13 protein-coding genes and 1 pseudogene are annotated in these 22,189 nt (G+C 73.2%); all 14 read right to left on the reverse strand.

Features of this window, described 5'->3' with window-relative positions:
• Positions 1–96: 96 nt before the first annotated feature.
• The 14 genes and pseudogenes from serA to ACFCLZ_RS14590 all read right to left on the reverse strand — a co-directional run bounded on the left by serA (position 97) and on the right by ACFCLZ_RS14590 (position 22,178).
• Positions 97–1,680: a phosphoglycerate dehydrogenase gene (gene serA, locus ACFCLZ_RS14525; protein WP_380285306.1), complete on the reverse strand. Its 1,584-nt coding sequence runs from the start codon at positions 1,678–1,680 to the stop codon at positions 97–99.
• Positions 1,681–1,923: 243 nt separating this feature from the next.
• Entirely contained in the window at positions 1,924–2,922 is a 999-nt protein-coding gene (gene ilvC / locus ACFCLZ_RS14530; RefSeq protein WP_350550163.1) for a ketol-acid reductoisomerase, read from the reverse strand.
• A gap of 111 nt (positions 2,923–3,033) precedes the next feature.
• Positions 3,034–3,558, reverse strand: coding sequence for an acetolactate synthase small subunit (gene ilvN, locus ACFCLZ_RS14535; protein WP_380285307.1), 525 nt, complete (start codon positions 3,556–3,558; stop codon positions 3,034–3,036).
• Positions 3,559–3,593: 35 nt separating this feature from the next.
• Complete coding sequence (locus ACFCLZ_RS14540; protein ID WP_380285308.1) at positions 3,594–5,447, reverse strand: acetolactate synthase large subunit; 1,854 nt, start codon at positions 5,445–5,447, stop codon at positions 3,594–3,596.
• A gap of 309 nt (positions 5,448–5,756) precedes the next feature.
• Complete coding sequence (locus tag ACFCLZ_RS14545) at positions 5,757–8,666, reverse strand: putative bifunctional diguanylate cyclase/phosphodiesterase (protein ID WP_380286166.1); 2,910 nt, start codon at positions 8,664–8,666, stop codon at positions 5,757–5,759.
• A 650-nt stretch (positions 8,667–9,316) separates the two neighbouring features.
• Entirely contained in the window at positions 9,317–12,364 is a 3,048-nt protein-coding gene (locus ACFCLZ_RS14550; protein WP_380285309.1) for an AAA family ATPase, read from the reverse strand.
• Between the two features lie 119 nt (positions 12,365–12,483).
• Positions 12,484–12,645, reverse strand: a complete 162-nt coding sequence (locus ACFCLZ_RS14555) for a hypothetical protein (RefSeq protein WP_380285310.1) — start codon at positions 12,643–12,645, stop codon at positions 12,484–12,486.
• Between the two features lie 223 nt (positions 12,646–12,868).
• Positions 12,869–14,368 carry an Asp-tRNA(Asn)/Glu-tRNA(Gln) amidotransferase subunit GatB gene (gene gatB, locus ACFCLZ_RS14560; protein WP_380285311.1) on the reverse strand — a complete coding sequence of 500 codons (1,500 nt, stop codon included), beginning with the start codon at positions 14,366–14,368 and terminating at the stop codon, positions 12,869–12,871.
• A gap of 75 nt (positions 14,369–14,443) precedes the next feature.
• Positions 14,444–14,704 carry a hypothetical protein gene (locus tag ACFCLZ_RS14565; RefSeq protein ID WP_380285312.1) on the reverse strand — a complete coding sequence of 87 codons (261 nt, stop codon included), beginning with the start codon at positions 14,702–14,704 and terminating at the stop codon, positions 14,444–14,446.
• Entirely contained in the window at positions 14,701–16,209 is a 1,509-nt protein-coding gene (gene gatA, locus ACFCLZ_RS14570) for an Asp-tRNA(Asn)/Glu-tRNA(Gln) amidotransferase subunit GatA (RefSeq protein ID WP_380285313.1), read from the reverse strand. Before gatA ends, ACFCLZ_RS14565 begins: the two co-directional genes overlap by 4 nt.
• A gap of 5 nt (positions 16,210–16,214) precedes the next feature.
• A complete protein-coding gene (gene gatC / locus ACFCLZ_RS14575) occupies positions 16,215–16,511 on the reverse strand; it encodes an Asp-tRNA(Asn)/Glu-tRNA(Gln) amidotransferase subunit GatC (protein ID WP_035845952.1) in 297 nt (98 codons plus the stop codon).
• 187 nt (positions 16,512–16,698) lie between these two features.
• Positions 16,699–18,354, reverse strand: a pseudogene (locus ACFCLZ_RS14580) (putative bifunctional diguanylate cyclase/phosphodiesterase); the annotation flags it as partial.
• Between the two features lie 374 nt (positions 18,355–18,728).
• Positions 18,729–21,125: an NAD-dependent DNA ligase LigA gene (gene ligA / locus ACFCLZ_RS14585; protein ID WP_380286167.1), complete on the reverse strand. Its 2,397-nt coding sequence runs from the start codon at positions 21,123–21,125 to the stop codon at positions 18,729–18,731.
• 24 nt (positions 21,126–21,149) lie between these two features.
• On the reverse strand, positions 21,150–22,178 hold the full coding sequence (locus ACFCLZ_RS14590) for a methionine synthase (protein WP_380285314.1): 1,029 nt from the start codon (positions 22,176–22,178) through the stop codon (positions 21,150–21,152).
• Between the last annotated feature and the right edge of the window lie 11 nt (positions 22,179–22,189).

The raw sequence follows: 22,189 nt of genomic DNA on the forward strand, positions 1-22,189 counted from the left end.
CTATCTGAGACGGCCGCCACCCGGAGGAACGCGCCAGGGCCCGGACCGTCGCGGGTTGCGGCGGTCCGGGCCCTGGTGAGGGGCCGTACGGGGCGGTCAGGCGCCCAGGTCGACCGAGCGCGCGAAGCGGGCGCCGATCTCGGCGGCGATGGCCGACAGCACGTCCTGCGGGATCTCGCTGTCCACGGTGAGGGAGGCCAGCGCGCCGCTGCCGTCGCGGGCGACCTGCATGCCGGCGATGTTGATGCCGGCGTCGCCGAGGTGGCGGCCGAGGACGCCGACCACGCCCGGGCGGTCCTCGTACTTGAAGAAGGCCATGTGGTCGGTGAGCGCCACGTCCACGTCGAAGGCGTCCACGCCGACGATCTTCTGGACCTGCTTGGGGCCGGCCAGCGTGCCGGAGATGGCGATCTCCTCGCCGTTCGCGAGGGTGCCGCGCACGGTGATGACGTTGCGGTGCTCGGGGCTCTCGCTGGAGGTGGTCAGCCGCACCTCGACGCCGCGCTCCTGGGCGAACAGCGGGGCGTTGACGTAGGACACCGTCTCCGCCACGACGTCCTCGAACACGCCCTTGAGGGCGGACAGTTCGAGCACCTTGACGTCGTGCTGGGTGATCTCGCCGCGCACCTCGACGTCGAGCCGGACGGCCACCTCGCCGGCCAGCGCGGTGAAGATCCGGCCGAGCTTCTCGGCCAGCGGCAGGCCCGGGCGGACGTCCTCGGCGATCACGCCGCCCTGGACGTTGACCGCGTCCGGCACCAGCTCGCCGGCCAGCGCCAGGCGCACCGACCTGGCGACGGCGATGCCGGCCTTCTCCTGGGCCTCGTCGGTCGAGGCGCCCAGGTGCGGGGTGGCCACCACGTTGTCGAGGGCGAACAGCGGGGAGTCGGTGCACGGCTCCTTGGCGTACACGTCCAGGCCGGCGCCGGCCACCCGGCCGTCGCGCAGGGCGCTGAGCAGCGCCTCCTCGTCGACGATGCCGCCGCGGGCGGCGTTGACGATCCGCACGCTCGGCTTGACCTTGTGCAGCGCCTCGTCGCCGATCAGGCCGATGGTCTCCGGGGTCTTCGGGAGGTGGACGGTGATGAAGTCCGAGACCTCCAGCAGCTCCTCCAGCGAGACCAGCTTGACGCCCATCTGCGCGGCCCGGGCGGCCTGGATGTAGGGGTCGTACGCGACGATCTTCATGCCGAACGCGGACATCCGCTGGGCGACCAGCACGCCGATCCGGCCGAGGCCGACGACGCCGAGGACCTTCTCGCTCAGCTCCACGCCGGTGTACTTGTTGCGCTTCCACTCGCCGCCCTTGAGCGCGGCGTTGGCCGGCGCGATGTTGCGGGCGACGGAGATCAGCAGGCCGCAGGCGAGCTCGGCGGCGGTGACGATGTTGGAGGTCGGCGCGTTCACGACCATGACGCCGGCCTTGGTGGCGGCGGACACGTCCACGTTGTCGAGGCCGACGCCGGCCCGGGCGACGACCTTGAGCCTGCGGGCGGCGGCCAGCGCCTCGGCGTCGACCTTGGTGGCGGAGCGGATCAGGATGGCGTCGACGTCGGCGATCGCGGTCAGCAGCTCGGTGCGGTCGGCGCCGTTGCAGTGGCGGATCTCGAAGTCGGGGCCAAGGGCGTCGACCGTGGCGGGCGAGAGCTCTTCGGCGATCAGAACTACGGATTTGCTCACGACAGTGTGTCCTTAACTGTCCGGTTCCCCCGGGCACGAAGGTGGCGTGGAGGGAGGGGGGAAGGTGGCATGCCGCGTAGGTAGACGCACGACGCTGTGGGCCTGACGCGCACTCGGAAGTGTATCGACGGGCTGGGTACCGGGCTGCTCCCGTCCGGCGAAATCACCCGGACGGGAGCAGCCTAGTTGTACAAGGGCGTTACAAAATCGAGAGGGTCCGATTCAGCGTGTGCCCGGGGTGGCTCAGGCCTCTTCCTTGACCCAGCTCATCAGCTTGCGGAGCTTCTTGCCGGTGGTCTCCAGCAGGTGGTCCTCGTCGGCCTTCTTGTACTCGTTGTACTTGGGCAGACCGGCCTTGTACTCGGCGATCCAGGTGTTGGCGAAGGTGCCGTCCTGGATCTCCGCGAGGACCTTCTTCATCTCGGCCTTGGTGGCGTCGGTGATGATCCGCGGGCCGGTGACGTAGTCGCCCCACTCGGCGGTCTCGGAGACCGACCAGCGCATCTTCTCCAGGCCGCCCTCGTACATCAGGTCGACGATGAGCTTCAGCTCGTGCAGGCACTCGAAGTAGGCGATCTCCGGCTGGTAGCCGGCCTCGACCAGGGTCTCGAAACCGGCCTTGACCAGGGCGGCGGTGCCACCGCAGAGGACGGCCTGCTCGCCGAACAGGTCGGTCTCGGTCTCCTCGGTGAAGGTGGTCTTGATGACGCCGGCCTTGGTGGCGCCCAGGCCCTTGGCGTAGGACAGCGCCAGGTCGAAGGCCTTGCCGGAGGCGTCCTGCTCGACGGCGACGATCGCCGGGACGCCGCGGCCCTCCTCGTACTGGCGGCGGACCAGGTGGCCCGGGCCCTTCGGGGCGACCATGCAGACGTCGACGTCGGCCGGCGGCTTGATGAAGCCGAAGCGGATGTTCAGGCCGTGGCCGAAGAACAGGGCGTCGCCGGCCTTCAGGTGCGGGGCGATGTCCGCCTCGTAGACGTCGGCCTGGATCGGGTCCGGGACCAGGATCATGATGACGTCGGCCTCGGCCGCGGCCTCGGCGGGGGTGACCACGCGCAGGCCGGCCTCCTCGGCCTTCTGGCGGGACTTGGACTCCGGCTTCAGGCCGACGCGGACGTCCGCGCCCGAGTCGCGCAGGGACAGCGCGTGGGCGTGGCCCTGGCTGCCGTAGCCGATCACCGCGACCTTGCGGCCCTGGATGATGGACAGGTCGGCGTCGTCTTCGTAGAACAGCTCGGCCACGGGGGCACATCTCCTTGCGAATGGTTTGCCTGGGTCTGCGTCGGTTCCTACCGTATGCGCACCCGGCGGTGGTTTGGGGCAGTGCTTCAAAGGGTGGGACGGACCGCGGCGTCAGGCGCTGCGGTCGAGGGCGCGCAGCGAGCGGTCCGTGATCGAACGGGCGCCGCGTCCGATGGCGACCAGGCCGGACTGGACCAACTCCTTGATGCCGTAAGGCTCCAGCATCCGGAGCATGGCCTCCAGCTTGTCCGAGCTGCCGGTGGCCTCGATGGTCACCGCGTCCGGGGACACGTCGACCGTCTTGGCGCGGAACAGCTGGACGATCTCGACGATCTGCGACCGGGTCTCACTGTCGGCGCGGACCTTCACCAGGACCAGTTCCCGCTGGATCGCAGCGGACTGGTCGAGTTCGACGATCTTGATCACGTTGACGAGCTTGTTGAGCTGCTTGGTGACCTGTTCCAGCGGGAGGTCCTCGACGTTGACCACGATGGTCATCCGGGACACGTCCGGATGCTCGGTGGGGCCGACGGCGAGGGAGTCGATGTTGAAGCCCCGACGGGAGAACAGCGCGGCGATCCGGGCGAGCACGCCGGGCTTGTTCTCGACCAGGACGGACAGGGTGTGCTTGGACATGGGTCGTGGGTTCCCTTGGTCGTTCCGGAAGGGGCTCAGTCGAGGTCGTCGCCGAAGTCGGGGCGCACCCCGCGGGCGAACTGGATCTCGTCGTTGCTGGTACCGGCCGCGACCATCGGCCAGACCATGGCGTCCTGGTGGACGATGAAGTCGATGACCACCGGGCGGTCATCGATCGCCATCGCCTGCTCGATCACCGCGTCGAGGTCCTCGGGGCGCTCGCAGCGCAGGCCGACGCAGCCCATCGCCTCGGCGAGCAGGACGAAGTCGGGGATCCGGGTGCCCTGGGCGGGCGGCTCGATGCCGTCGTGGCCGGGGCCGGCGTGCAGCACGGTGTTGGAGTAGCGCTGGTTGTAGAACAGCGTCTGCCACTGCCGGACCATGCCCAGCGAGCCGTTGTTGATGACCGCGACCTTGATCGGGAGGCCGTTCAGGGCGCAGGTGGCCAGTTCCTGGTTGGTCATCTGGAAGCAGCCGTCGCCGTCGATCGCCCAGACCGCCGTCTCCGGGCGGCCCGCCTTGGCGCCCATCGCGGCCGGCACGGCGTAGCCCATGGTCCCGGCGCCGCCGGAGTTGAGCCAGGTGCCCGGCTTCTCGAACCGGATGAACTGCGAGCTCCACATCTGGTGCTGGCCGACGCCCGCCGCGTAGATGGCGTCCGGGCCGACCAGCCGGCCGATCCGCTCGATGACCTGCTGCGGGGAGAGCTCGCCGCCCGCCGCGGGCTCGTAGCCCAGCGGGTAGGTGCGCTTCCACTCGTCGAGCCGCTCCCACCAGTCGCCGTAGTCGCCCTTGTGGCCGGCGTCGAACTCGGCCTGGACGGCGACGATGAGGTCGGCCAGCACCTCGCGGGCGTCGCCGACGATCGGCACGTCCGCCGGGCGGTTCTTGCCGATCTCGGCCGGGTCGATGTCGGCGTGGACGACCTTGGCGTACGGCGCGAAGCTGTCCAGCTTGCCGGTGACCCGGTCGTCGAAGCGGGCGCCGAGGGTGAAGAGCAGGTCCGCCTTCTGCAGCGCGGTGACGGCCGGGACGGAGCCGTGCATGCCGGGCATGCCCAGGTGCTGCGGGTGGCTGTCCGGGAACGCGCCGAGCGCCATCAGGGTGGTGACCACCGGGGCGCCGGTCAGCTCCGCGAGGATCCGCAGCTCGGTCGTGGCGCCGGCCTTGACGACGCCGCCGCCGACGTACAGGACCGGGCGCTTGGCGGTGACCAGCAGCTTCGCGGCCTCGCGGATCTGCTTGGCGTGCGGCTTGGTGACCGGGCGGTAGCCGGGCAGCGAGGTCTCGACCGGCCAGCGGAAGGTGGTGGTGGCCTGCAGGGCGTCCTTGGCGATGTCGACCAGGACCGGGCCGGGGCGGCCGGTGGCGGCGATGTGGAACGCCTCGGCGATCACCCGGGGGATCTCGGACGGGTCGGTGACCAGGTAGTTGTGCTTGGTGATCGGCATGGTGATGCCGCAGATGTCCGCCTCCTGGAAGGCGTCCGTGCCGATCGCCTGGGAGGAGACCTGGCCGGTGATCGCGACGATCGGCACCGAGTCCATGTAGGCGTCGGCGATCGGGGTGACCAGGTTGGTGGCGCCGGGACCGGAGGTCGCCATGCAGACGCCGACCCGGCCGGTGGCCTGCGCGTACCCGGTGGCGGCGTGGCCCGCGCCCTGCTCGTGGCGGACGAGGATGTGGCGCACCTTGGTGGAGTCCATCAGCGGGTCGTACGCGGGAAGGATGGCCCCGCCGGGGATGCCGAAGACGGTGTCCGCGCCGACGGCCTCCAGCGAGCGGATGAGCGACTGGGCGCCGGTCATGGTCTCGACGACGTGCTGCGGGGCGGGAGCGTGGGCGGCCGGGGTGTCCCCGCGGCGGGGGGCTGCGGCGTGCTCAGTCATCTGCCTGTCTCTTCTCGGTTCTGGCCGGCCCGGTGGTTTGCGGGCCCCGGGGGCGAGGGATGGGGTCCCGCTTGCGGGCCGATCGCCGGCTCTGCCCCAATCGTCCCTTTCGCGGGGCCACGGGGCCAGGGGTCTTGCTGTGGTGGAACGGCGTCGGTGCAACAAAAAACCCCTCGTGCCCAAGGGCATGCGAGGGGTGGCGCGTCGGTCTGTCACAAGCGGGGCATGGCCCGCTCAGCCGACGCGCCCGCCAAGTACGAGAATTCGGGTGCGCATGGCAATGACCTTCCTCCCGTCAAGGCCCGGCTGTCAAGCAGGTGGGACGGCAGTCTCGCCATGCGGACCTGCTCCCGGACCGGGTACGGCCTGGTGTTCGGGCAGGTCGGAGGGGTTGTGGTGAGCTACGACACGCCCCTGGCCGCCCTCGGCGCGACCACCCGTGCGTGCGTCCGCGGCCAGATACGCCCGCCTGGCCGGCGGCGCCCCGGGCGGCCGCGGCACCGGGTAGGAGCGGCGGACCAGGGCGCGCCGCAGCCGGGGCTCGTCCAGCGGCGCGGAGAAGGCCGAGCCCTGCACCTGGCGGCAGCCCAACTCCTGCAGCACGGCCACCTGGCGGGGCAGATCGACGCCCTCGGCGCCGGTGACCAGGCCGAGGTCCCGGCCGAGCCGCAGGGCGTGCCCGGCGAGCGTGCGGGCGAGCGCGGAGTCGCCCAGGTCGTGCACCAGCGAGCGGTCCAGCTTGAGGCCGTCGAGGGGCAGCCGGGCGAGCGCGCCGAGCGAGCCGCTGCCGGCCCCGAAGCCGGCCAGCGCGGTGGAGACGCCGAGCCGGCGCAGCGCGGTGAGCCGGCGGCCGAGTTCGTCGGCCAGTTCGTCCGGGCCCATCCGGGCCACCTCGACGATCAGTTGGCCGCCGGGCAGCCCGCTGTCGCGCAGTGCGGCGGCCACCGTCTCGTACAGGCCGGGCGCGCAGAGCCGTTCCGCGGAGAGCCGGACCGACACCGGGACCGGCGGCGGGACGGGGCGGCCGCGGGCGGGCAGGCCGCGGCGCAGCGCGGCGGCGGTGACCGCCTCGCGGACCAGCCAGCGGGAGAACCGGGCGGCGGCGTCGCCGTGTTCGGTGGAGCGCAGGAACTCGGCGGGGGTGAGCAGCAGCCCCTGCGCCGAGCGCCAGCGGGCGTGTGCCTCGACGGCGGTGACCGCGCCGCTCGCGAGGTCCACCACGGGCTGGTGGAGCAGGGCGAAGCCGCCCTCCCGGACGGCCGCCCGGAGCCGTTCGTCCAGCTCGGTGCGGCGCTCCAGGTCGGCGCGCATGGCCGGGGTGTAGAGCATCACCCGGCCCTTGCCCTCGGACTTGGCGCGGTACATCGCGAGGTCGGCGTTGCGCATCAGTTCGTCGGCGGCGGCGCGCGGGTCGGCGGCCGGGCCGCGTTCGGGGCTGCCGAAGGCGATGCCGATGCTGGCGGCGACGCTGAGTTCGGCGCCGCCGATCCAGTACGGCTCGGAGAGCGCGGTGCGCAGCCGTTCGGCGAGCTCCTGGACCTGGAGGCGGCCGAGCGGGCCGCAGACCAGGGCGGCGAACTCGTCGCCGCCGAACCGGGCGACGGTGTCCCCGCAGCGGACGGCGCCCTGGAGCCGGCGGGCGGCCTGGACGAGCAGTTCGTCGCCGACCTGGTGGCCGGCCGTGTCGTTGACCGCCTTGAAGCCGTCCAGGTCGAGGAAGAGCACGGCGACCCCGGCACCGGCCTCGTCCTGCGGTCCGCGGGCGGCCAGCGCGGTGCGCAGCCGCTGGGTGAACAGCGCCCGGTTGGGCAGGTCGGTGAGCGGGTCGTGGAAGGCGTTGTGCTGCAACTGGGCCTGGAGCATGACCCGTTCGGTGACATCGCGACTGTTCAGGATGAGGCCGTCGCGGTACCGGTCGACGGTCGACTCGACGTGCAGCCACTCGCCGGCGCCGGAGCCGATCCGGCACTCCACCCGGGCGGCGGGCAGCGGTTCGGCGCCCGGGTCGCGGTGGGCGGCGAGGCGGCCGCGGGCCAGGAAGCGGCGGACCTCCAGCAGCACCCGGTCGACGTCCGCGGGGTGGATGAGGTCGAGCAGGTTGCCGCCGACCAGTCCCTCCGGGTCGCGCCCGTAGACGCCGAGCGCGGCCGGGGAGACGTAGGACAGCACGCCGTTGGCGCCGGCGATCATGATGACGTCGCTGGAGCCCTGCACCAGGGAGCGGAAGTGCGCCTCCTTGTGGGCGAGTTCCTGCGCCAGCGAGAGGTTGTCGAGCAGCATGATGCCCTGCCGCAGGATCAGCGCGAGGCCGACGGTGCAGGCGGCCGAGGCCACCACCCGGTCCAGCGAGCGCCCGCCGAGGGCGTTGTAGAGGATCCCGGCGGTGCAGACGGCGGCGGCCGCGTACGGGGTGAGCGCGCTGAAGGTGGTGGCCACCCGGCGGCGCGGCAGGCCGCCGAGCGCGGGGTGCTCGCGCAGCGGACGGCGCCAGCGCGGGGACCACGGCGCCCAGGCGAGCAGCAGGCTGCCGGCGAACCAGCCGGCGTCCAGCAGTTCGCCGGAGTGGTAGCTGCTGCGCAGTTCGGGCGAGGTGAACAGGGCGTCGCAGAGCACGGTGACGGCGAGGCCGACCATGGCGGTGTGGACGGCGGCCCGGTTGCCGTCCCGGCCGCCGAAGCGCAGGCCGACGACCAGCGAGACGAGCAGGATGTCCAGCACCGGGTAGGCCAGGTTGATGGCCAGGCGCAGCGGGGAGCCGGCCTCGCCGGCGGCGGTGCGGCCGAGCGCGAGGCTCCAGCTGAGGGTGAACAGCGAGCCGGCCACCAGCCAGCCGTCGAGCAACAGGCAGAGCCAGCCGGCGGCGGTGCGCGGGCGCTGGGCGAGCACCAGGACGCCGGTGATGGCGAGCGGGGCGAACAGCAGGAAGGCGTACTCGGCGAGCGAGTTCGGCGGCAGCGGGGTGCGTTCGACCAGCTCGTACCAGCCCCAGGTGCCGTTGCCGAAGGCGACCATGAGCGAGGAGAGGCCGAACAGCAGCCAGGCCGGGCGGGCGTGGCCGCCGACCGTGCAGCCGTACGCGAGGCAGGAGAGCGCGGCGGCGAGGGCGGCCGCGGCCAGGCCGAAGTCCCCCATGAAGACGGCGACCTGGCGCGAGCCCCAGCCGAGCGCCGCGCCGAGGGCGTAGGCGAGGCAGAGGACGCCGAGGACGGCTCCGGGCAGCTTGCGGCTGTAGAGCGCCCGGCGGAGCGGCCCGGGTCTGCCGCCCCCGGGCGCCGGCGGGGCGGGCGCCCGGACGGCGCGGTGGGACGCGCCGCGCGGGGACCGGCCCGGCGGGGGCCCGACCACGACGGGCGGACCGGTCACCGCGGGCGGACCGGTCACGGGCGGCGGTCCGCCCGCGAGCAGGTCGGTGTCCGGCGCCTCCGGCCGTCCGGCTCCGGGCAGCACCGCGTCGGTGGAGCTCACTCGGCCTCTCCCCCTCCGGCCCGGGACCTCGCGCCCCGGTCACGGACCACCGGCCGCGCGCCTGGTGGCCGTGCGCGGTGACCTGGCGCCCCGTCAGGGCGGTGGCCCAGGGGGCGGGGGGCCTGCCGGCCGTCCCGCCACACCGATGTTCCCGTTCGGGACCCTACACCACTTCGGTCACTCAATGACACGCACACTCAACTTAGAGTAATGGTCCGGGGGTGGGGAATTGCGCCCGATTCCACCGGAACGGGCCGGTTGGCGGGGGCGCACGGAGGGGGGCTCACGCGGCGCGCACGGGAGCACGGGGCAGCGCCCGTGCGGCACCGGCCGTACCGGGGCGGGGCGGCCGTCCGGCCGGGGCCGTGCGCCGGTCGGACGGGCGGCGGGCGGACGGCTGCCGGTCAGCGGCCGGCGGGGGCCAGATCCTCGGGGAACAGCCGCAAGCGGTGGGCCAGCGCGGCGGCTTCGCCCCGGCCGGCCACCGCGAGCTTGCCGAGGATGTTGGAGACGTGCACGCTCGCCGTCTTCGGCGAGATGTACAGTTCCTCGGCGATCTGCCGGTTGGTGCGCCCCCGCGCGAGCAATCGGAGCACGTCCCGCTCACGGGGGGTGAGACCGAAGGACTCCCCCGCCGACGGCGCCGCGGCGGGTACCGGACGGCCGGCGACGACCGCCAGCCCCGCCCGCTCGGCCAGCGCGTCGATCTCGGCGCGCAGCCCGGCGTCGCCCCGGACGGACGCCAGCTCCCGGGCCTCGCGCAGCAGTTCGGCCCCGGCCTCGCGCCGCCCGGCCAGCACCTCGGCCTCGCCCGCCCGCAGCAGGGCCAGCGCCAGCGGGTACGGCAGCCCGGTCGGGCGCAGCCGCTCGACCGCGGCGGCCCAGTGCGCCGGGGTGTCCGCCCCCTCGGCCCGGGCCAGTTCGCCGTCCAGCAGCCGGGCCCAGCCGTGGTGCAGCGGCGCCGTCGGGGTCAGCCCGGACGCCACCTCGACGATCCGGGCCAGCGCCGCCGCCCGGCCCTCCTCGGCCTCCGGCAGACCGCGGCTGTCCGCCTCGGCACCCGCGCCGTCGACCAGCAGTGGGAAGAAGTCGGCCAGGTAGCCGCAGGGGAAGTCCTCCGCCAGGGCGGCCAGCAGTTCGGCGCGGGCCTCCAGCGGGCGGCCCGCCAGGGCGGCGGTGCGCACCGCGAGCCGGCTGATCGGCACCGAGTGCTGGATCTGGCCGACCCGGTTGGCCGCCCGGGCCTGGGCGAGCAGGGCGGCGGCGGCGGCCAGGTCGCCGCGCAGCAGCGCCAGCTCCCCGCGCAGCCGGTCCAGGAACTCGGCGTGGGTGCCGGTCGGGCTGGTCAGGTCGCCCTCGGCGAGCACCAGTTCGGCCTCGTCGATCCGCCCGAGGTCAATCAGCGCCTCGGCGAGGTTCCCGGTCAGGATGGTGCCGATGTTGCGCTGCAGGCCGTTGCGGCGGGCCGAGTCCAGCCCCTCGCGGGCCAGCTCGGCGGCCTGCTCGGCCCGGCCGAGGCCGCGCAGCAGCGAGGAGAGGTTGTTGAGGCCGCGCAGCAGCAGGTCCGTGGCACCGAGCCGGCGGGTGGCCTCGACCGCCGCGGTCAGCTGGGCCACCGCCGCCTCCGGGTCGGCGTCCAGGTCGTTGCGCAGTCCGCCGAGCGTCATCAGGGCGTGCTGCTCGACGGTGTGCGCGCCCACCTCGCGGGCGATCCGGGCGGCCCGCTCGGCGAGCACGACCAGCTCGGGGCGGGGGTTGGAGAGCATGCCGGCGCCGGCGCCGAGGGCGAACACCTCGGCCTGCACGGCGGACGGCGGCAGGTGCTCGACCAGCCGGTGCGCGTAGGCGATCTCCTCCTCGTCGCCGGAGCGGCGCAGATGGCCGAGCATCCGGGCCCGGTTGATCCGGAACCAGGCGGCGCGGGCCGGGTGTTCGGCCTCGTCGACGAGCTTGAGCGCCCGCTTCGCCAGGCTCAGCCCGCGCTCCCGGTCGCCGCTGCGGCGGGCCGCGACCACCGCCTCGGCCAGCACGTCGATCAGGCAGAGCCGGTCGCAGTCCTCGTCGTGGTGGTCGTCGTCGCAGGAGCACGGCGGGTAGGTCTCGGCCCAGTCGTACGGGCGCAGGGTGCCGGCCAGGTGCTCGGTGGGGACCTCGTCCCACAGCTCCAGGGCCCGCTCCAGCATGCGCAGCTGCTCGGCGAAGGCGTTGCGGCGGCGGGCCGCGCGGGCGGCGTCCAGCGCGGTGGGCAGCGCCCGGGCCGGGTCGTGCGCGTGGTACCAGTAGTTGGCCAGCCGGGCCGGCCGCACGTCGGCGCCGACCAGCTGCGGCTCGGCCTCCAGGGCCTCGGCGAAGCGGCGGTTGATCCGGTGCCGCTCGCCGGGCAGCAGGTCGTCCGAGACGGCCTCGCGGACCAGCGCGTGCCGGAACCGGTAGCCGTCGCCGTCGGGGTCCGGGCGCAGGATGTTGGCGCCGACGGCGGCGCGCAGCGACCCGATCAGCCGCTCCTCGTCCTCCAGGACGGCGGCGAGCAGGGCGTGTTCGACGCAGGACCCGCCCTCGGCGGCGAGCCGCAGCACCCGCTGGGTCTCCTCGTCCAGCGCCTCGACCCGGACCAGCAGGATGTCCCGCAGGGAGTCGGGGAGCCCGGTCGAACAGCCCTCCCGGAGGGCTGCGGCCAGCTCCTCGACGAAGAACGGGTTGCCCTCGGAGCGCCGGTGGATGCGCTCGACCAGCTGCCGGTCGGGTACGGCGGTGCCGAGGATGCCGGCCAGCTGGGCGGCCACCTCGCCGGGGCCGAAGCGCTCCAGCTCCAGCCGGCGCACCGTGCGCAGCCGCTCCAGCTCGGCCAGGAAGGGCCGCAGCGGGTGGCGGCGGTGCAGGTCGTCGCTGCGGTAGGTGGCGACCAGCAGGACGCGGGCCCGGTGCAGGGTGCGGACCAGGTAGGCGAAGAGCTCGCGGGTGGAGCGGTCGGACCAGTGCAGGTCCTCGACGGCGAGCACGAAAGTACGGTCCGTGCCGAGTCGTTCGAACAACCGCGTGGTGTGCTCGAACAGCCGGGCCCGTCCGTACTCGTCGTTGGGTTCGCCGTCGGCCTCGCCGAAGTCGGGCAGCAGCCGGGCGAGGTGGCCCTCCATCCCGGCGGCGGCGTTCTCCAGCTCGGTGCCCAGACAGCGGTGCAGCCGGCGCAGCGCGGTGGCCAGCGGCGCGTACGGCAGTCCCTCGGCGCCGACCTCCAGACAGCCGCCGTCGGTGGTGAGCACGCCCTGGTCGTCGGCCTGGCGCAGGAACTCCTCCAGCAGCCGGGTCTTGCCGACGCCCGCCTCGCCACCGATCAGCACGGTCTGCGGCTCGCCGCGCCCGGCCCGTCGCAGCGCGTCGGCCAGGTCGGTGAGCTCCGGGTCGCGGCCGACGAAGACGGGACTCACCGAGGTCTGCTGCATGGAGGCGAGCATGCCACAAAGGTCCTGCGCCCTCCGAGGGGTTATCGCGCCCGGCGAACGCCCGGAGGGGGAGGCGCTCCCCTGCCGCGCCTCCCCCTCCGTTCCCCGCTCGGCACCGTGGTGCCGGTCCGTCAGCACTCGCCGGGGCGCACGACGCGCCGCTGGGAGCGCAGGCCCACGGTCGGCCGCCACCCGGTGCGCCTGGCGGTCTTCGCCGCGCGGACCAGGCGCTGGTGCTCGGCCTCGGCCCGGAGTTCGCGTTCCTGCTGCTTGATGAGCTCGTACTCGATCACGGTGGTTCCCCTCGTGGGTTCTTCGTCTCTTCCGTCTGCTGAGTAGAGACTCCTCTCCCAGGGGGGTGGCCGGCATCGGCAGGCTTCCGGATCTTCCGGGGCGCGATCGCCTTAGGCGCCCGGCCGCAGGAACGACAGAGGCCCGGCCTCACCCCTTATACGGGGTAAGACCGGGCCTCAGGCGACTAAGCAGGCCTTAGAGAGCCTTAGGTGCCTTGGAAACTCAGGCGAGTCGCTCCAGGATCAGATCCTTCACGCGGGCCGCGTCGGCCTGGCCGCGGGTGGCCTTCATGACCGCGCCGACCAGCGCGCCGACCGCCGCGACCTTGCCGTCGCGGATCTTGGCGGCGATCGCCTCGTTCTCGGCGATGGCCTGGTCGACCGCGGCGCCCAGCGCGGAGTCGTCCGAGACCACGGCCAGGCCGCGCTGCTCGACGATCTCGTCCGGCCCGCCCTCGCCGGCCAGCACACCCTCGATGACCTGGCGGGCCAGCTTGTCGTTCAGCTTGCCCTCGGCGACCAGCGCGGTGACCCGGGCGACCTGCGCCGGGGTGATCGGCTGCTCGGCCAGCTCGGTGCCGGTCTCGTTGGCACGGCGGGCCAGCTCGCCCATCCACCACTTGCGGGCCTGGTCGGCCGGGGCCCCGGCGGCGATGGTCTCCTGGATCGGCTCGACGGCGCCGGCGTTCAGCACCGACTGCATGTCCTTGTCCGACAGGCCCCACTCGGCCTGCAGCCGGGCCCGGCGCACGCGCGGCAGCTCGGGCAGCTCGGCGCGCAGCTCCTCGACCCACGCGCGGGACGGCGCGATCGGCACCAGGTCCGGCTCCGGGAAGTACCGGTAGTCCTCGGCGTTGTCCTTGATCCGGCCGGAGGTGGTGGAGCCGTCCTCCTCGTGGAAGTGCCGGGTCTCCTGGACGATGGTGCCGCCGTCGGTCAGCACCGTGGCGTGCCGCTGGACCTCGAACCGGGCGGCCCGCTCGACGCTGCGCAGCGAGTTGACGTTCTTGGTCTCCGAGCGGGTGCCGAAGGTCTCGGTGCCGTTCGGGCGCAGCGACAGGTTGACGTCGCAGCGCATCTGGCCCTTGTCCATCCGGGCCTCGGAGACGCCCAGCGAGCGGATCACCTCGCGCAGCTCGGCGACGTACGCGCGGGCGACCTCGGGGGCCCGCTCGCCGGCGCCGGTGATCGGCTTGGTGACGATCTCGATCAGCGGGATGCCGGCCCGGTTGTAGTCCAGCAGCGAGTGGGTGGCGCCGTGGATGCGGCCGGTCGCGCCACCGACGTGGCTGGACTTGCCGGTGTCCTCCTCCATGTGGGCGCGCTCGATCTCCACGCGGAAGGTCGAGCCGTCCTCCAGCTGCACGTCGAGGTAGCCGTTGAAGGCGATCGGCTCGTCGTACTGCGAAGTCTGGAAGTTCTTCGGCATGTCCGGGTAGAAGTAGTTCTTCCGCGCGAACCGGCACCACTCGGCGATCTCGCAGTTCAGCGCCAGGCCGATCTTGACGGCCGACTCCACGCCCACCGCGTTGACCACCGGCAGCGAGCCCGGCAGCCCCAGACAGGTCGGGCAGACCTGGCTGTTCGGCTCGGCACCCAGCTCGGTCGAACAACCGCAGAACATCTTGGTCTTGGTACCGAGCTCGACGTGGACCTCCAGGCCCATCACCGGGTCGTACGACGCGAGAGCGTCCTCGTAGGAGACCAGGTTCTTGACGCTCACAGCGTCCCCTTCACTCAAAAAGTCTTCGGTGGTGCGGGTCCGGCCGGTACCGCGGTACCGGCCGGACCCCACGGGCTAGCCCAGCAGGACGTCGTCGTCGCCGAGGCGGCGCAGCTCGCGCACCAGCAGCGCGGTGCCGGTGACCAGGGCGGCGGCGCCGACGAGGGCGTTGACCAGCTTCAGGGTGTCGCTCTCGTCGCGGGCCTTGCGGACGTCCTTGGCGATGGAGAGCGCGCCGAACGCGCTGGTTCCGATGGACAGCCAGAGGCCGGGCTTCGAGTGCTTCCACCCCTTCAGAGAAGCAGACTGGGCCTTCGCCTTCTCGATCTTGCTCACAGTGCCGGTGCCTCCTCCAGCAGGGTGTGCCCCCACTTGTCGTTGAGTGCGGCCTCGACGGCGCCGCCCACGCGGTACAGGCGGTCGTCCGCCATCGCGGGTGCGATGATCTGCAGGCCGACCGGGAGATTGTCCTCCGGGGCCAGGCCGCAGGGCAGCGACATGGCCGCGTTGCCCGCCAGGTTGGACGGAATCGTGCAGAGGTCGGCCAGATACATCGCCATCGGGTCGTCGGCGCGCTCGCCGATCGGGAAGGCGGTGGTCGGGGTGGTCGGCGAGACCAGGACGTCCACACCGGCGAAGGCCGCGTCGAAGTCGCGGGAGATCAGCGTGCGCACCTTCTGGGCCGAGCCGTAGTAGGCGTCGTAGTAGCCCGAGGAGAGCGCGTAGGTGCCGAGGATGATGCGGCGCTTGACCTCCGGGCCGAAGCCGGCCTCGCGGGTCAGGGCGGTGACGTCCTCGGCGGAGCGGGTGCCGTCGTCGCCGACCCGCAGGCCGTAGCGCATCGCGTCGAAGCGGGCCAGGTTGGACGAGGCCTCGCTGGGCGCGATCAGGTAGTACGCGGGCAGCGCCAGGGTGAACGACGGGCAGGAGACCTCGACGACCTCGGCGCCCAGCTCGCGCAGCAGCTCCACCGACTCGTTGAAGCGCTGCATGACGCCGGGCTGGTAGCCCTCGCCCGCGAACTCCTTCACCACGCCGATCCGCATGCCGCGGACGTCGCGCATCCGCGCGGCCTCGACCACGGCCGGGACCGGCGCGTCGATCGAGGTGGAGTCCAGCGGGTCGTGGCCGGCGATGGCCTCGTGCAGCAGCGCCGCGTCCAGCACGGTGCGGGCGCACGGACCGCCCTGGTCCAGGCTGCTGGAGAAGGCCACCAGGCCGTAGCGGGAGACCGAGCCGTAGGTCGGCTTCACGCCGACGGTGCCGGTGACCGCGCCGGGCTGGCGGATCGAGCCGCCGGTGTCGGTGCCGATCGCCAGCGGGGCCTCGAAGGCGGCCAGCGCGGCCGCCGAACCGCCGCCGGAGCCGCCGGGGATCCGGGAGAGGTCCCACGGGTTGCCGGTGGTGCCGTAGGCGGAGTTCTCGGTGGAGGAGCCCATCGCGAACTCGTCCATGTTGGTCTTGCCGAGGATGACGACGCCGGCGTCCTTGAGCCGCGAGGTCAGGGTGGCGTCGTACGGCGGGATCCAGCCCTCGAGGATCTTCGAGCCGCAGGTGGTCGGCACGCCCTTGGTGGTGAAGACGTCCTTCAGCGCCAGCGGGACACCGGCCAGCGGGCCCAGCTCCTCGCCCTTGGCGCGCTTCTCGTCGACGGCCCGGGCCGCGCCGAGCGCGCCCTCGGTGTCGACGTGCAGGAAGGCGTTGACCTTCTGGTCGACGGCCTCGATGCGGTCCAGGTGCGCCTGCGCGACCTCGACGGCGGACACCTCGCCCTTGGCGATGGCGGTGGCCGTCTCGGCGGCGGTCCACTTGATGATGGGGGTGGGGATCAGGTCGGTCATCTCGGTCAGTCCTCCCCGAGGATCTGGGGAACGCGGAAACGCTGCTCCTCGGCGGCCGGGGCACCGGCCAGCGCCTGCTCCGGGGTGAGCGACGGCCGGACCTCGTCCGCACGCATGACGTTGGTCAGCGGCAGCGGGTGGGAGGTGGGCGGGACGTCCTGTCCGGCGACCTCGGAAACGCGGGCGACCGCGCCGATGATCACGTCGAGCTGCTCGGCGAAGTGGTCCAGCTCTTCGGCCTGCAACTCAAGACGCGACAGCCGAGCGAGGTGGGCGACCTCCTCGCGCGTGATGCCAGGCATGCAGCGATCCTCAGGGTGAGTTCTGGTGAGGCCCGGATCCGCCGTCCGGCGGCCCCGGGCCCGGGCCGGGAGCGGCCTGTCCGGCACTCCCGTCCTCGTGGTCTGTGGGCCCATCCTATGGGGCGCGGCCCGGCCACCGGCCAACGACCAGCGGTGGGGCCCGGTCACCCCCGCCGCGCGGCGCCGCTCACTGCGGGCGGGTCGGCGCCCAACGCTGCTGCTGGGGCGCCTGGATCTCCACCGCGGCGGCCTGCACCGCCTGGACCACCGGCGGCAGCGCGGGCTTGATCACCGGCGGCAGCCGGTCGGCGGAGGCGGCGGCGAGCCGCTCCACCGGCGGGGCGCCGGTGCGGTGCACCCGCAGCCAGGCGGTGGCCTGCTCGGCCGGCAGCGCCGCCGAGACCAGCCAGCCCTGCACCGCGTCCACGCCCATGCAGTTCAGCCGCTCCCAGGTCTCGTCGTCCTCGACGCCCTCGGCGACCACGGTCAGGCCGAGCGAGTGGGCCAGCTCGACCGAGCAGCGGACCACCGCCGCGTCGTGGTCGTCGGCGACCATCCGGGAGACGAAGGAGCGGTCGATCTTCAGCTCGCCCACCGGCAGGCTGCGCAGCCGCACCAGCGAGGAGTGGCCGGTCCCGAAGTCGTCCAGGGACATCCCGACCCCGTAGCCGCGCAGTTCGGCGAGGGTGTCGGCGGCCCGCCGGGAGTCGTCCAGCAGCAGCCGCTCGGTGATCTCCAGCTGGAGCGCGTGGGCCGGCACCTGGTGGCGCACGAGGTGGCCGGCGACCCGCTGGGCGAAGCCGGGGTTGAGCACGTCGCGCGGCGAGACGTTCACCGCGACCTGCACCTGCAGGCCCTGCTCGCGCCAGTGGGCGAGCTGTCCGACGGCGGCCTCCAGCACGTAGTCGGTCAGCCGGGGCATCAGCCCGCTCGACTCGGCGAGGCCGACGAACTCGTCCGGCGAGACCCGGCCCTGGCCGGGGCGCTCCCAGCGCAGCAGCGCCTCCAGCCCGACCACCCGGCCGTCGAAGGCGACCTTGGGCTGGTAGTGCAGCTGCACCTCGCCGGTCTCCAGGGCCCGCCGCAGGTCGCCCAGCAGGCCGATCCGGTACGGGGTGTCGGCGTCCTGCGCCTCGTCGTACTGCTCGACCGAGGTGCGCTCGCGCTGCGCGTGGCCCATCGCGACGTCGGCGCGGCGCAGCAGCGACTCGGCGTCCTGGGCGTGCTGGGGGAAGACGCAGACGCCCGCGCTGGCCTCCAGGACGAGCAGCAGGCCGTCGAGCCGGATCGGCGCGGCCAGTTCGGCGATCAGCGCCTTGGCCACCTTCTCCAGCGAGTCCGGGCAGCCGATGCCGGGCAGCAGGACGGCGAACTCGTCGCCGCCCATCCGGGCCACCATCGGGCGGCCGCGGTAGTGCCGGGGCAGGCCGGCGAAGACGTCGTCGATGGACTCGCGAGTGGCGCTGCCGGCCGCCCCGCCGGAGCGCAGGGCCCGGTGCAGCCGGCGGGCGATGTGGACGAGCAGCCGGTCGCCGGCGGTGTGGCCGAGGGTGTCGTTGAGCGACCGGAAGCGGTCGAGGTCGAGCAGGATCAGACCGACGCTGTAGCCCGCGGAGTGCTCGGCGATCGCCTCCTGGGCGGCGATGAGTAACGCCTGGCGGTTGGGCAGGTCGGTCAGGGGGTCGGTGAGCTGGTCGCGCGCCCGGTCCCGGGCGATCCGCCAGGCGGCGACCAGGACGGCCAGCGGCACCGCGAACAGCGGCAGCAGTTCCGCTTCGTAGCGGTAGACCAGCACGGCCAGCGGGATGAGCGGCGCCGCGCCGGCCAGCAGCACGCCGAGCAGCAGGACGGCCCCCGCCACCCCCTGCGGCGGGCGTGTGGGCGCGCCGCCGGTCGTACGATCCATAAGCCCTGTCCTCCGTCGGGCCCGCCCCGTCAGGCCGCCTAGCGGTGAGGCACCGTACCGGTACCGGCAGCCTGCCGGGCATGGAGCGGCCCCGCGGGGCCCGGCTCAGCCGGTGCCCCCACCCCTGCTGACACTCTGTTGCGCTCCAGGGTATGCGCGGCCCCACCCGACGGGCAGACTTTCGGACAACCGGACATACGCCACCGAGCCCGGTGCCGCGCAGTGACACGATGCCCGATAACACTGTGCGGCACCCGGTGACGTTGCATCAGGACGATAACAAGCCGGATTCGGGGCTTCCGCGCGCGGGGTCAGCCCTCGGCGGGCTGCTCGACGGTCTCCTCGGCGGGCTGCTCGGCGATCTCCTCGGCGGTCTCCTCGGCGGGCTGCTGCTCCTCCCCCTCCGCCTCCTTCTTCGCGGCGGCCTTCTTCTTCGCGGGCGCCCTCTTCACCGGCTCCTCCGGCGGCTCCGGCGGCAGTCCCAGGTGGACCCGGGCGGCGGCCGGGCCCTGCTCCAGCAGGATCGTGAAGCCCGCGTCGTCCAGGACCGGCAGCCCCAGCTGGACGGCCTTGTCGTACTTGGAACCGGGGTTGTCACCGGCGACCACGAAGTGGGTCTTCTTCGACACCGAACCGGTCACCTTCGCGCCCCGCGAGGTCAGCGCCTCCTTGGCACCGTCCCGGGTGTGCCCGGCCAGCGTGCCGGTGACGACCACCGTCAGCCCCTCCAGCGGGCGCTCGCCCTCGTCCTCCGTCGCCTCCTCGGTGAAGCGCACGCCGGCGGCGCGCCACTTCTCGACGATCTCCCGGTGCCAGTCCACCTGGTACCACTCGATGATCGACCGCGCGGTGCCCGCGCCGACGCCCTCGGTGGCCGCCAGCCGCTCCTCGCTCGCCGCGAAGATCGCGTCCAGGTCCCGGAACTCCCGGGCGAGGTCCTGGGCGGCCACCGGGCCGACGTGCCGGATCGAGAGGCCGTTGAGGAAGCGCCAGAGCGGACGGTCCCTGGCCTTCTCGATGTTCTCCAGCATCAGCCCGGTGTTCTTCTTCGGCGCACCGGTGGTGGTGGCGAAGAAGAACACCTCCTTCTCCTCGCCGGTCTCGTCGTCGAGCTTCGGCATGCCGGTCTTCTGGTCGCGCACCAGCACCTTGATCGGGAGCAGCTGCTCGACGGTCAGGCCGAAGATGTCGCCCTCGTTGCCCACCGGCGCCTCGGCCGGCTCCAGCGGCTGGGTCAGCGCGGTGGCGGCGACATAACCGAGGCCCTCGATGTCCAGCGCCGAGCGCCCGCCGAGGAAGGCGATCCGCTCCCGGATCTGCGCCGGGCAGTACCGGGCGTTGGGGCAGCGCAGGTCGATGTCCCCCTCGGCCATCGGCCGCAGCTCGCTGTCGCACTCGGGGCAGTGCGAGGGCATCACGAACGCCTGCTCGGTGCCGTCGCGCAGGTCGTACACCGGGCCGAGGATCTCCGGGATCACGTCGCCGGCCTTGCGCAGCACCACGGTGTCGCCGAGCAGGACGTCCTTGGCCTTGACGATCTCCTGGTTGTGCAGCGTCGCGTACTGCACCATCGAGCCGGCCACCTTCACCGGCTCGGCGAGCACCGCGTACGGGGTGGCCCGGCCGGTGCGCCCGACCCCGACCTTGATCGCCGCCAGCTTCCCGGTGACCTCCTCCGGCGGGTACTTCCAGGCGATCGCCCAGCGCGGGGACTTGGAGGTGGAGCCGAGCCGGCCCTGCAGGGCGATCTCGTCGACCTTGACGACCACGCCGTCGATCTCGTGCTCGACCGAGTGCCGCTGCTCGCCGAAGTGCTTGATGAACGCCCGCACCTCGTCCAGCATGCCGACCACCCGGTTGTGCCGCGCGGTCGGCAGGCCCCACTCGCGCAGCAGCTCGTAGGCGTGCGACTGGCAGTCGATGTCGAAGCCGGTGCGCGCGCCGATGCCGTGCACCACCATGTGCAGCGGGCGGGAGGCGGTGACGAGCGGGTCCTTCTGGCGCAGCGAGCCGGCCGCGGCGTTGCGCGGGTTCATGAAGAGCCGGATCATCGCCCGGGGCCGCTTGCCCTCCTCGGCCCGCTCCTCGTTCTCCACCCGGCGGCGCTCGTTCTCCTGCGAGAAGGAGGCGTTGAGCGCCTCGAAGGCCTCGGTCGGGAAGTAGACCTCGCCCCGGATCTCCACCAGCTCCGGGACGTTGTCGCCCTGGAGCCGGTGCGGGATCTCCTTGATGGTGCGGACGTTGGCGGTGATGTCCTCGCCGACCCGGCCGTCGCCGCGGGTCGCCGCCTGCACCAACTGGCCGTTCTCGTAGGTGAGGTTGACGGCCAGGCCGTCCACCTTGAGCTCGCACAGGTAGTGGTAGTCGATCCCGGCCAGCTCACCGGCGACCCGCTCGGCCCAGGCGGCGAGCTCCTCGTCGTCCATCGCGTTGTCCAGGCTGAGCAGCCGCTCCCGGTGCTCCACCGGGGCGAACAGCAGGGTCGGCGCGCCGCCGACCTTCTGCGAGGGCGACTCCGGGGTGACCAGCGCCGGGTGCTCGGCCTCCAGCCCCTCCAGCTCGCGCATCAGCGCGTCGAACTCGGCGTCGCTGACGACCGGCGTGTCCTGCTCGTAGTAGCGGGCCCGGTGGTCGGTGATCTCGGCCGCCAGCTCGGCGTGCCGCTTGCGCACCTCCGCCGGAACGTCCTCCCAGCCCTCGACAGCCACCACCGCAAGCCCTCCGTCAATCTCTCATTCCGGGTTGTCCACCAGGCTCTGGGCCGCCTTCACGCTGAGTGACAACGCCGAACGCGCATGGGCCGGGGAGGCCCCGGCCAGCCCACAGGTCGGCGTCACCAGCACACGGCGGCCCAGCAGCTCCGGGGCGAACCCGAGCCTGCGCCACAACGTCCTGACACCCTGGACACTACCGGCCGGGTCCGACAGCGCCCTTGATTGAGCAGGGGTCCGGTCAGTGGAGGGAACGACACCGGCGAGGATCACGGTGCCGGCCTCGACCGCCTCGCCGAGGTCGTCGTCCTCACGCTCGGTCAGCAAGGAGAAGTCCACCGAGACGCCCGCCACCCCGGCCCGGCGCAGCAGCGGCAGCGGCACCCGGGGCGAGCAGCAGTGCACCACGACGGGCGCGTCGAGCCCGCGGATCAGCTCCCGCAGCGCCTCCTCGGCGACCTGCCGGTCGACCGAGCGCAGCCGCTGGAACCCGCTGGCGGTCTTCACCTCGCCGGCCAGCACGGCGGGCAGCAGGGGCTCGTCCAGCTGGAGCACGACCTCCGCGCCGGGCACCCGCTTGCGGACGTCGGCGAGGTGGCGGCGCAGGCCCTCGGTCAGCGAGCCCGCGATGTCCCGGCAGGCACCGGGGTCGGCGAGTGCCTTCTCGCCGTGCTTGAGCTCGACGGACGCCGCCAGCGTCCACGGGCCGACCGCCTGGACCTTCAGCGCGCCCTGGTAGCCCTGGGTGTGCTCCTCCAGCGCGTCGAGGTCCTCGCCGAGCCAGGAGTGGGCCCGCCGGGTGTCCCGGCCGGGGCGGTCCGCGAAGCGCCAGCCGCTCGGCTCGGTCTGCGCGAACAGCTCGACCAGCAGACCGGCGGAGCGGCCGATCATGTCGGCGCCCGGCCCGCGGGCGGGCAGCTCCGGGAGGAACGGCAGGTGCTCCAGCGCGCCGGTGGAGGTCCTGGCGGCCTCCCGGGCGTCGGTGCCGGGCAGCGAGCCGACGCCGGTGGCGGCGCCGACCAGGTCGGGGAAGGGGTGTCCGTTGCTCACCCGTCCGAGCC

The organism is Kitasatospora purpeofusca, assembly GCF_042691725.1.
GTDB lineage: Bacteria > Actinomycetota > Actinomycetes > Streptomycetales > Streptomycetaceae > Kitasatospora > Kitasatospora purpeofusca_B.